At 67.0% G+C, this 14537-nt stretch carries 13 protein-coding genes, 2 tRNA genes and 2 pseudogenes; 8 read left to right on the top strand and 9 right to left on the bottom strand.

Annotated elements, in window-relative coordinates:
* Positions 1–5: 5 nt before the first annotated feature.
* Positions 6–53 (top strand): annotated as a pseudogene (locus MKK65_RS31470) (hypothetical protein); the annotation flags it as partial.
* Between the two features lie 474 nt (positions 54–527).
* Here MKK65_RS31470 and MKK65_RS31465 read toward each other — a convergent pair.
* Together MKK65_RS31465 and mdeB are read right to left on the bottom strand one after the other, a co-directional pair.
* Positions 528–695, bottom strand: a pseudogene (locus tag MKK65_RS31465) (biotin/lipoyl-containing protein); the annotation flags it as partial.
* Positions 696–950: 255 nt separating this feature from the next.
* A complete protein-coding gene (gene mdeB / locus MKK65_RS01435; protein WP_243954673.1) occupies positions 951–3626 on the bottom strand; it encodes an alpha-ketoglutarate dehydrogenase in 2676 nt (891 codons plus the stop codon).
* A 389-nt stretch (positions 3627–4015) separates the two neighbouring features.
* Between mdeB and MKK65_RS01430 the strand changes: the two genes are divergently transcribed.
* Positions 4016–4504: an Lrp/AsnC family transcriptional regulator gene (locus tag MKK65_RS01430; protein ID WP_243954671.1), complete on the top strand. Its 489-nt coding sequence runs from the start codon at positions 4016–4018 to the stop codon at positions 4502–4504.
* Between the two features lie 81 nt (positions 4505–4585).
* Here the strand turns inward: MKK65_RS01430 and MKK65_RS01425 are convergent.
* Positions 4586–4661: transfer RNA gene (locus MKK65_RS01425), tRNA-Ala, on the bottom strand.
* 178 nt (positions 4662–4839) lie between these two features.
* Positions 4840–5217, bottom strand: a complete 378-nt coding sequence (locus tag MKK65_RS01420) for a TIGR02300 family protein (protein WP_243954669.1) — start codon at positions 5215–5217, stop codon at positions 4840–4842.
* A gap of 242 nt (positions 5218–5459) precedes the next feature.
* On the opposite strand from MKK65_RS01420, the gene aroA reads away from it, so the two are divergent.
* From aroA to MKK65_RS01405, 3 genes are all read left to right on the top strand, one after another.
* Entirely contained in the window at positions 5460–6809 is a 1350-nt protein-coding gene (gene aroA / locus MKK65_RS01415; RefSeq protein ID WP_243954667.1) for a 3-phosphoshikimate 1-carboxyvinyltransferase, read from the top strand.
* Positions 6810–6812: 3 nt separating this feature from the next.
* The gene (gene cmk, locus MKK65_RS01410) at positions 6813–7475 is read left to right on the top strand and encodes a (d)CMP kinase (protein WP_243954666.1); all 663 of its coding nucleotides are present in this window, start codon (positions 6813–6815) and stop codon (positions 7473–7475) included.
* Between the two features lie 71 nt (positions 7476–7546).
* Positions 7547–7622, top strand: a tRNA-Lys gene (locus MKK65_RS01405).
* A 185-nt stretch (positions 7623–7807) separates the two neighbouring features.
* Here MKK65_RS01405 and MKK65_RS01400 read toward each other — a convergent pair.
* Positions 7808–8089: a PilZ domain-containing protein gene (locus MKK65_RS01400; protein ID WP_243954663.1), complete on the bottom strand. Its 282-nt coding sequence runs from the start codon at positions 8087–8089 to the stop codon at positions 7808–7810.
* A gap of 502 nt (positions 8090–8591) precedes the next feature.
* Here MKK65_RS01400 and MKK65_RS01395 point away from each other — a divergent pair.
* Positions 8592–9617 carry a hypothetical protein gene (locus tag MKK65_RS01395; protein WP_243954661.1) on the top strand — a complete coding sequence of 342 codons (1026 nt, stop codon included), beginning with the start codon at positions 8592–8594 and terminating at the stop codon, positions 9615–9617.
* Between the two features lie 9 nt (positions 9618–9626).
* Here MKK65_RS01395 and MKK65_RS01390 read toward each other — a convergent pair whose 3' ends face one another.
* From MKK65_RS01390 to MKK65_RS01380, 3 genes are all read right to left on the bottom strand, one after another.
* The gene (locus MKK65_RS01390) at positions 9627–9812 is read right to left on the bottom strand and encodes a hypothetical protein (protein WP_243954659.1); all 186 of its coding nucleotides are present in this window, start codon (positions 9810–9812) and stop codon (positions 9627–9629) included.
* Positions 9813–9888: 76 nt separating this feature from the next.
* Positions 9889–10230, bottom strand: coding sequence for a hypothetical protein (locus MKK65_RS01385; protein WP_058193393.1), 342 nt, complete (start codon positions 10228–10230; stop codon positions 9889–9891).
* Positions 10231–10307: 77 nt separating this feature from the next.
* On the bottom strand, positions 10308–11171 hold the full coding sequence (locus MKK65_RS01380; RefSeq protein WP_243954657.1) for a formyltransferase family protein: 864 nt from the start codon (positions 11169–11171) through the stop codon (positions 10308–10310).
* 110 nt (positions 11172–11281) lie between these two features.
* Here MKK65_RS01380 and MKK65_RS01375 point away from each other — a divergent pair, with 110 nt between their 5' ends.
* Together MKK65_RS01375 and MKK65_RS01370 are read left to right on the top strand one after the other, a co-directional pair.
* Positions 11282–12016, top strand: a complete 735-nt coding sequence (locus tag MKK65_RS01375; RefSeq protein WP_243954655.1) for an SDR family NAD(P)-dependent oxidoreductase — start codon at positions 11282–11284, stop codon at positions 12014–12016.
* Between the two features lie 3 nt (positions 12017–12019).
* A complete protein-coding gene (locus MKK65_RS01370) occupies positions 12020–13618 on the top strand; it encodes a cryptochrome/photolyase family protein (RefSeq protein ID WP_243954654.1) in 1599 nt (532 codons plus the stop codon).
* Here MKK65_RS01370 and bcsS read toward each other — a convergent pair.
* Positions 13585–14307: a cellulose biosynthesis protein BcsS gene (gene bcsS, locus MKK65_RS01365; protein WP_243954652.1), complete on the bottom strand. Its 723-nt coding sequence runs from the start codon at positions 14305–14307 to the stop codon at positions 13585–13587. The two genes, MKK65_RS01370 and bcsS, sit on opposite strands and share 34 nt — an antisense overlap.
* Positions 14308–14537 lie beyond the last annotated feature (230 nt).

The raw sequence follows: 14537 nt of genomic DNA, 5'->3' as shown, positions 1-14537 counted from the left end.
CGACCATGGAGGTCCCCTCCCCGGTGGCCGGCACCGTGCGGGAATTGCTGGTCGCTGTGGGCTCGAAGGTCTCGGAGGGGACGCCGATTCTCGTGGTCGAGCCTGCGGAGGGCTGTGAGGCGGCTGACGCGCCTCCTCCTCCTCCCTCTGCGGGGGAGGGTACAATGCGCGGCAGGGGGGGAGAGGGGCAGCGCGACGATGCGGGTTTCACACCTGTCGTGCCCCTTCCGGATCCTGCCACCCCCTCCCCCAACCCCCTTCGTGGGCCACCCTCCCCCGCGAAGGGGGGAGGGTGGCCCCCGAAGGGGGTCGGGAGAGGGGAGCGCGGTATCCGGAAGAGGCACGACAGGTGTGAAACCCGCATCGTCGCGCTGCCCCTCTCCCCCCCTGCTGCGCAGGGTACCCTCCCCCGCAGAGGGGGGAGGAGGAGGCGCGTCAGCCGCCTCACCGCCCTCCGCAGGCTCGACCACGAGAATCGGCGTCCCCTCCGAGACCTTCGAGCCCACAGCGACCAGCAATTCCCGCACGGTGCCGGCCACCGGGGAGGGGACCTCCATGGTCGCCTTGTCGGATTCGATGCTGAGGATCAGGTCGTCCACGGCGAGGCGGTCGCCCGGCTTCACCAGGAGTTCGATCACCGGCACGTCCCGGTAATCGCCGATATCCGGGAGGGCGATCTGCAGCGCGGCGCTCATGCGGGCGGGTTTCCGTGGCTTGTCGTGGGCGGATTGTTTTTTGGTGGGGCGAGGTCCGGGGCGGGCCTCGCGAAGCGTTTGTGATCTTCGGGGGATCCTCCACCCACTCCCCTCATCCTGAGGTGCTGCGCAGCAGCCTCGAAGGAGACCTCCAGGGATCACGCGGCCGGCTGGAGGGCTCCTTCGAGGCGTCCGCTCCGCGGACGCACCTCAGGAGGAGGTCGCGGGTGGGAGTTCCTCAGGTCGCACTGGCCGTCAGATCGTCCAGGGCGCCGGCGTGTCCGCGTCGATCCCATAGCGCCGGATCGCCTCGGCGACCGTGGCGCGCGGCACCGTGCCGGCCTCGGCCAGCGCGTGCAGGGCGGCCACCACCACGTGCTGGCGGTCCACCTCGAAGAAGCGGCGGAGCGCGTTGCGGGTGTCGCTGCGGCCGAACCCGTCGGTGCCGAGCGCCACGAACCGTGCCCCGACATAGGAGGCGATCAGCTGCGGGTAGGCGCGGACGTAGTCGGTCGCCGCCACGATCGGGGTCGCGCCCGGCAGCAGGGCGGCCACGTGGCTAGTCGGCGCCTCGGACTCGGGGTGGAGCATCGCCTGACGCTCGGCCTCGCGGGCGTCGCGGGCCAGCTCACTGAAGCTGGTGACGCTGAACAGCTCGGCGGCAATGCCCCAATCCTGCGCCAGCAGTCCGGCGGCCGCGATCACCTCGGGCAGGATCGCGCCCGAGCCCAGCAGCCGCACCGCGGCGGTCTCCGAATCCGGCCCCGACAGGCGGTACATCCCCTTGAGGATGCCGGCCTCGGCCCCCTCCGGCATGGAGGGCTGGGCGTAATTCTCGTTCATGGCAGTGAGGTAGTAGAAGGCGTCCTCGTCCTCTTCCATCATCGCCCGGGCGCCGCGATCGACGATCACCGCCATCTCGTAGGCGAAGGCCGGGTCATAGGCCCGGCAGTTCGGGATTCCGGCGGCGGCGAGGTGGCTCGACCCGTCCTGGTGCTGCAGGCCCTCGCCGCCGAGCGTCGTGCGGCCCGCCGTGGCGCCGATCAAAAAACCGCGGGCGCGCTGGTCGGCCGCCGCCCAGATCAGGTCGCCGACCCGCTGGAAGCCGAACATCGAGTAGTAGATGTAGAACGGCAGCATCGACAGGCCGTGGACGCTGTAGGCGGTGGCCGCCGCGGTCCAGGACGAGATCGCCCCGGCCTCGGTGATGCCCTCTTCCAGCAGCTGCCCGTCGCGCGCCTCGCGGTAATAGAGCATCGAGCCGGCATCCTCCGGCTCGTAGAGCTGCCCCTCCGGCGCGTAGATCCCGACCTGCCGGAACAGGTTGGCCATGCCGAATGTGCGCGCCTCGTCGGCGACGATCGGGACGACGCGCGGCCCGAGATCCTTGTGCTTCAGCAGGTTGCCGAACAGCCGGACCACCGCCGTGGTGGTCGACATCTCCTTGCCGGCCGCCTCCAGGGCGAAGCCCGCATAGGTCGAGAGCGGCGGTACCGTCACGGTGGGTGCGGTCCGGCGGCGGGCCGGCAGCACGCCGCCCAGCATCTCCCGGCGCTCGCGCAGGTAGCGCATCTCGGCCCCATCCTCGGCCGGCTTGTAGAAGGCCAGGCCCTCCACCTGCGCGTCGGAGAGCGGCAGAGCGAAACGGTCGCGGAAGGCGCGCAGCGCATCGACGTCGAGCTTCTTGGCCTGGTGGGCGGTCATGCGCGACTCGCCCGCGCCGCCCATGCCGTAGCCCTTCTTGGTCTTAGCCAGGATCACGGTCGGCCGGCCCTTGGTCGCCTTGGCGGCGGCGAAGGCGGCGTAGAGCTTGCGGAAATCGTGGCCGCCGCGCTTCAGCTTGTCCACGTCGGCATCCGACATGTGCGCGACCAACTCGCGGACCTCCTCGTCCTCCCCGAAGAAATGCGCGAGGTTGTAGGCGCCGTCCTTGGCGCCGAGCGTCTGGTACTTGCCGTCCACGGTGTCGGCGAAGCGGCGCAGCAGGGCGTGGTTGGTGTCGCGGGCGAAGATCGCGTCCCACTCCGAGCCCCACAGCACCTTGATGACGTTCCAGCCCGCGCCCCGGAACAGGCTTTCCAGCTCCTGGATGATCTGGCCGTTGCCGCGCACCGGGCCGTCCAGCCGCTGCAGGTTGCAGTTGATGACGAAGGTGAGGTTGTCGAGCTTCTCCCGGGCGGCGAGCGCCAGGCCGCCGATCGATTCCGGCTCGTCCATCTCGCCGTCGCCGAACACGCCCCAGACGTGCCGGGCGGAGGTATCGACCAAGCCGCGATGGCCGAGATAGCGCATGAACCGCGCCTGGTAGACCGCATGGATCGGGCCGATGCCCATCGAGCCGGTCGGGACCTGCCAGAAATCCGGCATCAGCCAGGGATGCGGATAGGAGCAGAGGCCGTCGCCGGCGATCTCCTGGCGGTAGTGCTTCAGCTGATCCTCGGAGAGCCGCCCTTCCAGGAAGGCGCGGGCGTAGACGCCCGGCGCCGAGTGCGGCTGGAAGTAGACGAGGTCGCCGTCCGCACCGCCCTTGAAGAAGTGGTTGAACCCGACCTCGAACAGCTCCGCCGCCGAGGCGTAGCTCGCCACGTGCCCGCCGAGTTCGCCATAGGCCATGTTGGCGCGCACCACCATGGCGAGCGCGTTCCAGCGCATGATCGAGGTGAGCCGCTCCTCGATGTCGAGGTCGCCCGGGTAGCGCGGCTGCTTCTCCAGCGCGATGGTGTTGCGGTACGGCGAGTAGGGCAGGGCCTCGTCGAGGATGCCGATCTCTTTCGAGCGCCGCTCCAGCCGGTCGAGGATGAACCGCGCCCGGGCCGCGCCCTCAGTACGGAACAGCGATTCGAGGGCGGACAGCCAATCCTGGGTCTCGGCCGGATCGTGATCGACCTCGGCGGACCGCGCGATCGTCGTCCTCGGCGGTATGGCGTTCATCGGCGCAGCTCCCAGCTTTTGATCGGAGCATACGGATTCCGCCGCGGGGCGACATGCCGAACTTTTGTTCTTCGCGCGCGAAGATTGGCATATTTTGCCGGGTTGACCGATGAATTCGGTAGATCGTACCGCCGTCCGTGCCGGCCCATTTGCCGGCCTCCGATGCGACGTCCGGTTCGATCGTTCCTTGCCGTCATTGCGAGCGCAGCGAAGCAACCCAGGGCGGCGCGCGATCTCTAACCGTGGAGGTTCCCTGGGTTGCTTCGCTACGCTCGTAATGACGTTGGGTGCGCGCCGAAACGGGCTCCCACATCGATGGGCGCCAAAACTTTCCTGCCGCACCGCAATCGGCGGCATGCTATGCCCACGGCAAACCGAAGAGCGAAAAAATGGTCTCCCGACCGGCCCATCTCGACGCAGCCTCCTTGCGCATCCTCGAACGCCTGCAGCAGGACAGCGAGATCAGCATCGCCGACCTCGCCGAGCAGGTCGGGCTCTCGACCTCGCCGTGCTGGCGCCGGGTCAACGACCTGAAGGAGGCCGGGATCATCCGGGGCTGCGTCGCGGTGGTGGATCCGATGAGCCTCGGGCTCGCGGTTAATGTCTTCGTCCACGTCTCCCTGGAGAAGCAGACCCAGGCCGCCCTCCAGGCCTTCGACGAGGCGGTGCGCAGCCGCCCGGAGGTGATGGAATGCTACCTGATGAGCGGCGAGGCCGACTACATGCTGCGGGTGGTGGTGGAGGATCTCGGCCAGTACCAGCGACTGGTTCTCGACCACCTCACCCGCATCCCGGGGGTGGCCAACATCCGCTCCAGCTTCGCGCTCGGCCAAGTGAAGTACACGACGGCGCTGCCGCTCGGGCACCTGAACCGGTGAGCCGGTCCTTCGCTGGATAAGGAATTTCCGAGTTTCCCAGCGGTGCCGGCCTGGACCGGCGGCGTCACGCTGAAGGAAGAATGGTGGAGCCTAACGGGATCGAACCGATGACCTCTTCCATGCCATGGAAGCGCTCTCCCAGCTGAGCTAAGGCCCCACTTGTCCACCGCGGTTTGGGTCCCGCGGGGTCTCGCCAACCGGGTTGCGTCCGGCGACGCCGGTTCTATAGGCGGCTCGTGACGCGGACTCAACCCCTTTTTTCGGCCTTTCTTCGCCGAAATGCCGACCCCCTCCGACTCGCCGCAGACTCTTCGAAGGGAGGGCTCGAAATGGGGTCAGCTTTCTTCGTCGGTTTCTAGATCGCCGCCGATCAGGTCGGAGACGTCGTCGCCGGAATCCTCCTCCTCGAGGAAAGTGTCGTCCGCGTCGGACTCCCCGTCCTCGTCGGCGGTGACGTCCTCCGGCGTCGGATCCGCCTCGTCCTCGGCAGCCTCCACCTCGTCGAGGGAGACCAATTCCGGACCCTTCTCGTCCGTCTCATCCGCGTCGTCGGCCTCCGGGGCCCGTGCCAAGACGGGCGCTGCGACGCGGCTCGCCGCCGCCTGGTAGAGCGCACCGCATTTCGGGCAGCTCGCAGGATCGCGAGCGAGGTCGTAAAACTTCGCGCCGCAACTCATGCATTGGCGCTTCATGCCAAGTTCGGGTCGGGCCACGGGCGCACACCTCGTCGTCTCTGCCGTCTTCGAAAGACGGGCCCGTTAGTCGCGGCCTCTGACCCTGTCAATCGAGCCGCAGCCCCCCGTTTCAGGGTCGTCAGCCACCGGGCGCGATGGATGACGCGGGCCGGCACGCGTGTTAACCGCGCCGCCAGTTCACCGACCGATTGCAGCTCCGCGGCGCCCCCGCGCAATGCGCCGGATCCTGGCCCACCCGAGACTCCCGAACGGACACCCCCGTGTCGCACGACTCGCCTCCCCAACCCCTCACCGCCGCACCGGGCACGCCGCTCAACGGGCGCCTGCGTCCGCCCGGCGACAAGTCGATCTCGCACCGGGCCATGATCCTGGGGCTGTTGAGCCAAGGCGAGACCCGGGTCGAGGGCCTGCTGGAGGGCGACGACGTGCTGCGCACCGCAGCTGCCGCGAAGGCGCTCGGCGCCGGCGTCGAGCGCCTCGGCGAAGGGCGCTGGGTGGTGCGAGGCGTGGGCATCGGCGGCCTCACTGATCCGACCGAGGTTCTGGATTTCGGCAATGCCGGCACCGGCTCGCGGCTCATGATGGGCGTGGTCGGCGGCCAGCCGGTCACCGCGACTTTCGACGGCGACGCGTCGCTGCGCTCGCGCCCGATGCGCCGGATCCTCGATCCGCTCACCCGCATGGGCGCGCAGGTGCTGTCCGAGGCCGATGGTGGCCGCGTGCCCCTGACCCTGCGCGGCCTCAACGAGGCGATCCCGATCACCTACGAGACCCCGGCGGCCTCGGCACAGATCAAGTCGGCGGTGCTGCTCGCCGGTCTCAACGCCCCCGGCACCACCACGGTGATCGAGGCGGCCGCCACCCGCGACCACACCGAGCGGATGCTGCGCCTCTTCGGCGCCGAAGTTCGCGTGGAGCCGCACGGGCCGGGCGGCCATGGTCGCAAGATCGCGCTCACCGGGCAGCCGACTCTGCGTGGCACCGACGTGATCGTCCCGGCCGATCCGTCCTCGGCGGCCTTCCCTTTGGTGGCGGCCCTGATCGTGCCCGGCTCCGACGTGGTGATCGAGGGCGTGATGATGAACCCGCTGCGCACCGGGCTTATCACCACCCTCCTCGAGATGGGCGCGCAGATCGAGCGCGTGGCCGAGCGTGAGGAGGGCGGGGAGACCGTCGCGGACCTGCGCGTGCGGGCGAGCCGTCTCACCGGTGTCGACGTACCGGCCGAGCGCGCGCCCGCGATGATCGACGAGTACCCGGTCCTGGCGGTGGCAGCGAGTTTCGCCGCGGGCCGGACACGTATGAATGGGCTGCACGAATTGCGGGTGAAGGAATCCGACCGCCTCGCGGCCGTGGCGGCGGGGCTCGCTGCCAACGGCGTCCGACACAGCGTGAAGGGCGACGACCTCGTGGTCGAGGGCGACGGCACGGCCGCGCCCGGCGGCGGCCTGGTGGCAACGCATCTCGATCACCGGATCGCCATGGCGTTCCTGGTGATGGGGCTCGCCACGAAGGCGCCGGTCACGGTGGACGATGGCGCGATGATTGCCACGAGCTTCCCCAGCTTCCTGCCGTCCATGCAGGCCCTCGGTGGCCGGATCGAGGCCTAGATCATGCCGCTCATCATCGCGATCGACGGCCCGGCTGCGTCGGGCAAGGGAACGCTGGCCAAGCGGTTGGCGGATCATTACGGGTTGCCCCATCTCGATACGGGGCTGCTCTATCGCGCGGTCGCGCTGACGCTGATCGATGCTGGCTTGTCGCTGGACGATTCTGCGGCGGCGTCCGACGCAGCGCGTGGTCTCGACGTCGACAGGCTCGACGACCCGCGCCTGCGCGAGCGCGCCATGGGCGAGGCCGCGTCTCGGATTTCGGCGGTCCCGGAGGTTCGCGCCGCCCTGCTGGCTTGGCAGCGGCGCTTCGCGGCCGATCCCCAGGGTGCCGTCCTGGACGGGCGCGACATTGGGACGGTGGTCTGCCCGTATGCCAGCGTGAAGCTTTACATCACCGCCTCGTCCGAGGAGCGCGCCCGTCGCCGCCACTTGGAACTTGCCGGCCGCGGCGAGGCCGCGACCTTCGGGGCCATCCTGGCCGATATCGAAGCCCGCGACGCCCGAGACGCCTCCCGGGCCGCCGCACCGCTACGCATGGCCGAAGACGCAGTTCAGTTGGACACCACGGAGCTCGACCCGGACGCTGCCTTCGCCGAAGCCCGAGGCATCGTCGAGCGCGCCCGCGGCGCCGGTGAATATGTTCCAGCCTCAGCCCCGTGTTGACCCCCCGGCTCCGCTCACCTATTGCGAACGCGCCGTCCCCCTGCGGCCGCCCCCGGCGGTCCCTCGGACGCGAGCGCGTAGCTCAGCTGGTAGAGCAACGGACTTTTAATCTGTAGGTCCTGGGTTCGAGTCCCAGCGCGCTCACCACACAATCTGAACTGATTATGACCTGGTGAATCTAGGTGCAGTCCAAGCAAGTGTAGTACTGCTTAGATTGCGTCGGGGCATAATTTGCATGCAGCGGTCATGCGGTTCCGAGTTTTGTTCTTTTTTACGAGAACCAAATGATTTTCGGACCGATTTCGCCGGCCGTGCAACAAAATTGACTATTATTACATACAAAACAACACCCCGGCGGTCCGCTCCTTCCGCCAGATGAGCTTCACCGCGTAGCGCATATCGGAATTGGCCAAGACGAGGTCGAAGGCCGTTTCCAGCACGACCACGTGCGGGCCGAGGAATTCCAGCATCGCGCCGCCGTCGGAGAGGTTCTGGACCCGGCAGGGGAAGCGCGATCCGTCCGGGTGCTGGGCGTAGGCCAGGAGAGCGGTGGCCTGTCGGGCGCTTGCACGGCGCTCGACGAAGGCGATCGGAGGCCTGGCGTTGCGGGGCATGGCCGAATGACCCTAACGAAGTCGGCCACTATGGCGCGATGCCAGTAAAGATGCATCGAAACAGCTAATGATATATTGATCACATCCACGCTTGTAGGAAAATAAATCGCAGCTCTAGGGCTATCGGCGGAACGCTCGCGGAGGAACCGCCGCACCACCACGCCACTGTATCCCACCTACGAAGCGACCCGTATCCTACCGACGTTCATCGTTGCGTAGAGGCGGTCCCTTACCGGCTTTTATAAAGCGCCCCACAAACAACCCGACCGGGATCGACAGCAGAAACCAGTTCCGCAGAAACTTCAGCGACTTTGACACCGCCGCTCTCCCTTTTCGCCCAAGTCGCATTTGAGCATGGCTTGCCGTCGGATCCAAACGCGCGGCCCGGGCGTCGGCTCCCAACCAAAGGGCCGGGTCTCATAACGTTTTCCCGTGCCGGCGCATCAAGCTGCGGGTAGCCGCGAAGACCGATAGACCTTCAACTGGACATCCTGAGACGATCATGCGCTTTCGCCCCGCCCTCACGATTCCAGTCTATCTTGTCCTCGCCGCGATGCCGGCAACTGTCTGTGCCGAGACGCCAGACCAGCCCGCAATCCACGCACTGCCCCTCCCTTGGCCACCAGGTTTTTCTCGCGATGTGCAGGGCAGCGGCCTGCCCGGTCTTGATGGCGGCCACGCCTTCCTGTGGAACCGGCCCGCGGGCTTCGATGCGGTCTCGACTCTACGGATCGACCGACACATTCCCGACGGATCGGGGGAGCCCGGCCATACCTACAAGGCGCTCTGGGCGCTTGGCTCGTCGGGTCCGCACAATGCGGGCTACGAGTGGACAATCACGGGGGAACTGCACAATCGCAGCCTCGCCAGCACGGGCGCGCAGAACGTCGCCGTCAACGGCACGATTTTCAAGGAGGCCAACGGAATCGGCCCAGTTGGGCCGTCCTGGGCGGGCAATTTCAACTGCGTGGACATGACCGACGAAGCCGACCCGGTCGCCTCCTGCATCGGCGCGGAGATTGATGTCTCTGCGCAGTCGCCGACCACGGACCGTAACCGGCAACGGGTCGGGCTGCAGATTTCTACCGGCGGGGTGCCGGGCGCCCATACTGGCTATGGCATCCTGCTGGGCAACCTCACGGGCTCGGTGACCGATCGAGGTTTTTCGTTCCAGGGGGAGGGGACCTACGGAATCGGGATCGATACCGCCGCCGGCCGATTTTCCGGTGTACCGATCCTGCTGGGGTCAGGCCAGTCGATCGCCGTGGACGGTCATCGAGACGGGAGCTTTGCCCGCACCCTTGGTTTCGACGGTCAAGATCTCGTCTATGGGACGGCAAGGGGGGCGGTATTCAAGGTCAGCGACGCGGGCCAAGTCCAGGCCGCCTCGGTCCGGGAGGCGCAACCGAATCCGCCGCGCAACAGCAGGGAGGCTTGCACGCCTGGCGACCATGCCTGGGACGAAGCGTTCGAGTATCGCTGCGTCGCCCGGGATCGCTGGAAGCGCGCCGCACTGAGCGACTGGTAGGCGTGGCTGCTAGGCTCTACGGAACGGCAGGATCGCCACAAAGGCCGCGAGGGCAGCGCCCATCACGCGCAGGAGTGCGTACCCTGGGCTTTCGGGCGAGTCGACCATCCACTCGAACATCATGGCCGCCGACAGGAGAAGCAGCACCGAGACGAGGAGTGTCTCGCTCGAGAGCGCAAAAGGCTTGGCCTTCATGATGTTTCCCCCGGGCGCAATTCTTGGTGCGCGCCAGGGTGTTAGCCGAACCGGCGTTGAAAGACGAACGCGGTTCTTAGCGGTCGAAGATGCGCACGACCGCTCGGGTTGTCGGATCAACCACGACAACCTTGTCTCCCGGCGCCACGAAATAGCCGTAGCGCCGTAAGCGCGGGTTCGGCGCATCCGTGAACGGGGCCAGACGCACATCCTCCGGGACGATGGTGCCGGGACGCAACGGGATGGAGCCGACGATTGGGCCGGGGCCTATTGGGCGGCTCACGATATAGTCGCGCACCACGACCTCGTCGTCCGGGCCGAAATCGTCGGACTCGACGATCACGCCCTGCGCGAAGGCGGTGCCGGTGAACAGCGCGGCAAACCCGAGGGCTGCGGCGAGGCTTGCGCGTGTCGACATGAAAGGCTCCGTGACGTTCAGGGCTCGCGGAAACCCCGGCCGTCGCGATTGTGTTCCCGGTGTTTCAGCGCTCCATCTCAGCGACCGACCTGCCCCGCCTCGGCCAGAGGCACCGGCGACCAGCGGGTGATCTGCACGTAGCCGTCCAGCACCGCGATCACCACGTGCCGACGATGGCGATGCACCACCGCCCCCGGTATATGCCCATGGCGCTCGCGCCAGCCCAGCGCCTCGGCCACGTAGACCCGCGCATCGCCCAGCCTAGCGATCGTCTCGACGGTGCCGAAAGCCCGGACCCGGCGCAGGATCGGCTCCACTTCCTGGCGGAAATCGAGGGTCCGGTCGGCGTCGGTGGCCCGGGGCCAGTAGGAGCCGTCGCCCTGGGGCTCGGCGCGACGCCAGCGCGCGGGCAATTCCTTGCCGAGCGGTCCGATGGCAAGACGCCGGGCCGCCATCTGGCACTTGGCCAGCACGGTCTCGTGAGATTCGATAGTGTCGAGGCTGAAGATGTCCTGGGCCAGGATATCGCCGGTGTCGAAGCCATCGGCGAGCACATGAGCGGTGACCCCCCAGGTCTCGTAACGGTCCAGGACCGCCCGAAACAGCGGGTAGGGGCCGCGCCCGGTCGGTAGCGGGGAGGGGTGGATGTTCAGGCCGTAGGTGGCACGGCCGCGCCAGCCCTTCACCAGCCAGGGATAGCCCGCCACCACCAGAGCCCAATCCCTGCCATGCTCGGCCTGCAGCGCCTCGATATCGCGTTCGCGGATGCGCGACAGCTGGATTGGGAGGCGCATCGAACGCGCACGGGCGACCAGCACGTCGTTGTGATCGTAGATCCCGTCGCAGGGCCGGGTGAACAGCTTGATCGGCTTCCAGCCGGCCTCGACGAGACCCTCGAACACGCCGCCTAAAAAGTCGATGCCGGCGAACGCGAACTTCATGCTTGCCGCCTGCGACCTTGTGAACGTGGAGCGGAGCGGCCAGCCGCCTGCCCCGGGGCGCTACCGGCCTTACTTTGTCCGGAGCAGGATGGGTAGCAAGAGGACCGCAGGTGCGACAGGTTCTGATCTACGGCGGGACGGGCGGCATTGGCTTGGCCACCGCCCGGGCGTTACGGGCCCGTGGTTATGCCCTTCATCTCGCGGCTCGGGACGGTGAGCGCCTGTCGCGCGCGGCCGACGAACTCGGCGAAACGACGTTCACGGCGGGCGATGTCGGCGATCCGGACTTCTTCGCCGCCGCCAGCGAGGCGGCCGGTTCTGAGCTGGCCGGCCTGGTCTACGCCATCGGCACGATCAACCTGCGGCCGCTTGGGCGCCTGACCCGGGCCGATGCGGAGTCTGATTTCCGCATCAATGCCCTTGGGGCCTTCTCGGCCGTGCAATCCGCTGCCGCTGCGCTCAAGGCCGGTGCCGGGGAGGCGGGGTCCGGGATCGTGTTGTTCTCGACGGTGGCGGCCGCGCAAGGGTTTCCTGCCCATGCTTCCGTCGCGATGGCCAAGGGCGCCGTCGAGGGGCTCGGCCTCTCGCTCGCAGCCGAGTTGGCGCCGCAGATCCGCGTCAACGTGGTTGCGCCGTCACTGACAAGAACGCCGCTGGCCGCTGCCATCACCGGCAACGAGACCCTGGCCCAGGGAATCGCCGCCATGCACGCGCTTCAGCGGCTCGGTCGTGCCGAGGATGTCGCGGCGCTCGCGGCCTTCCTGGTCTCAGACGAGGCGGCCTGGATCACCGGCCAAGTGATCGGCGTCGATGGCGGTCGCGCGACCCTGCGTACCAAGGGCTGAGGGGTGGCAGCGAAATTTACAGCGCGAACCGGGGGCTCGCTCCGCTTCGTCCTCGGCGATCAGCTGAATCGGCGCGTATCGAGCCTGATCGACCTCGATCTCGCACGCGACACCGTCCTGCTCGTCGAGGTGCGGGACGAGGCGACGTACGTTCGCCATCACAAGCAGAAGATCGCTTTCCTGTTCGCAGCCATGCGCCATTTCGCGGCCGAACTGGAGGCCGAGGGGGTAACGGTCGACTATGTCCACCTGACCGATCCCGACAACGCCGGCAGCTTCACCGGCGAGTTGAAGCGCGCGGTAGCGCGCCACGCGCCCGAGCGAGTCGTCGTCACCGAGCCTGGCGAGTGGCGGGTATGGGATATGATGCAGGACTGGCGCGAGACGTTGCCCGTCCCGCTGGAGATCCGCTCGGACAACAGATTTCTGTGCCCGCGCGAGGATTTCGCTCGCTGGGCCGAGGGGCGCCACCATCTGCGAATGGAGACGTTCTACCGCGGCATGCGGCGTCGGACCGGCCTGCTCATGGATGGCGGCGAGCCTGTCGGCGGCCGCTGGAATTTCGATCCCGACAACCGGAAACGCCTCCCCAAGGGACATCGGCTGCCGGACCGAATCGGTTTCCAACCCGATGCGACAACCCGCGAAACTATTGCACTGGTCGAACGGGAGTTCGCCGATCATTTCGGCGATTTGGCACCCTTCTCCTGGCCGGTGACCCGGGCCGATGCGCTCGCAGCGCTCAAGCACTTCATCGCTGTCTGTTTGCCGACGTTCGGTGATTATCAGGACGCCATGAAGGCGGGGGCACCGTATCTGTATCACGCGCTGCTATCGCCGCCCCTGAATGCCGGCCTCTTGACCGCCGAGGAAGTCTGCTGGGCCGCCGAGCGCGCATACCGGGATGGATCCGCCCCGCTCAACTGTGTCGAAGGGTTTATCCGGCAGATCCTCGGCTGGCGCGAATATGTCCGCGGCGTCTACTGGGCGCGGATGCCTGAGTATCGCGAGACCAACGCATTGGGTGCGGGCCGGGACTTGCCGTGGTTCTACTGGTCGGGCGTGACGAAGCTCAATTGCATCGCCAACGTGGTCGCGGATACCCGCCGCCACGCCTACGCTCACCACATTCAGCGTCTGATGGTGACCGGCAATTTTGCCTTGATCGCCGGCCTGGAGCCGGCACAGGTCGAGGAATGGTACCTGATCGTGTTCGCCGACGCCTATGAATGGGTCGAACTGCCCAACGTTCACGGCATGGTGCTGTGGGCTGACGGGGGCGTGATGGGTTCGAAGCCCTACGCGGCTTCGGGAGCGTATATCGACCGCATGTCAGATTACTGCACTGGCTGCGCGTACGACGTTAAGGTCAAGTCGGGGCCGGACGCCTGTCCGTTCAACTACTTGTACTGGAATTTCTTGATCGAAAACGAGGACAAGCTGGCGGGAAATCAGCGGATGATGATGCCTTATCGAACCCTGCGCGGCATGGGCGAGCACCGTCGTATCGAAATTCAACAGGATGCCGCCCGATTCCTCGGATCTTTGAGGGCCGAGCCCGACCCTGATCACCAGGGCGACCAGACTGCCAACGCCACGTAAGGGGATGCACGTCGCCGGCCCGACTCGGTCTGGAGGCCGACGGACACACGAAAGCTGTAGCGGGCGATGGCGAAATCGGTCGCGTGCAAACCGAGATCCCATTTTTGATAGCCCGTCTCATCGCCGTAGACGCTGAGTTCAGGGCCGAGATAGGCATCCCAGCACCGATAGCCCCAGGCCAAGCGTGCCCACAGGCTGCTGCGCGTCGAGCCTCCGATGGCAGTTGCTTGGAGGAGCGTGTTCTCGGTCAGGCGGGCCCAGATCTCGCCGTGCACGCGCAGGCCATACGCGGCAGGCAAGACCATCGGTGCGTGTGGGTCGGCTAGCATCTCCACCGACCCTTCGGGTCCCGCAAAGATGGCCGCCACGCCCCAGTTGAAGAACCATTGATAACCCAGCACCGCCGCCGCGCTGAACGTGTAGCGCGTGCGCGGTAGGCCGACGTCGCCGCGTTCCCGTTGTCGGCCGCTGCCGACGCTCGCTAAAGCGACGAAGCCGTCTTTGTCGAGGGATCCCAGCCCGACCTTCGCGCCGACGGTCAGAAATGTCGCGGATGCCGCGTCGAAACTGCCGAACAGCAGCGTGTCGATCTCGCCGCTGCGTGCTGGAAGTGCCTGTGCAAGAAGAGTTGGGGCCGCCAGGACAGCAACAATCCTCCTCGTGTGGCATTTCGTGACGATCCGGCGCATGCACACGGAGCGGCTCCCGGCGGTGAGGCCGTAAACCTAGTGTTAATCTTGGGAATGGGCAGCCAGATTCGGCATGGATTCACTAAAAAGATACCTGGGATTGCGCAGGCGTTTTATTCGCGAGGCCACTCGGCCAGGCCTGAATGCTAGGGTCGACGTCAGATTTACTTGAAGCCCGAGATGCGTATCTGAGGTTTGAATTTCGCGGTTCACAACCGGTATGAGGTCGC

It is taken from the genome of Methylobacterium sp. J-001 (assembly GCF_022829565.1).
In the GTDB taxonomy this organism is placed as follows: domain Bacteria; phylum Pseudomonadota; class Alphaproteobacteria; order Rhizobiales; family Beijerinckiaceae; genus Methylobacterium.
The sequence above is the reverse complement of the archived record's forward strand: the minus strand, read 5'-3'. Positions and strand labels throughout refer to the sequence as shown.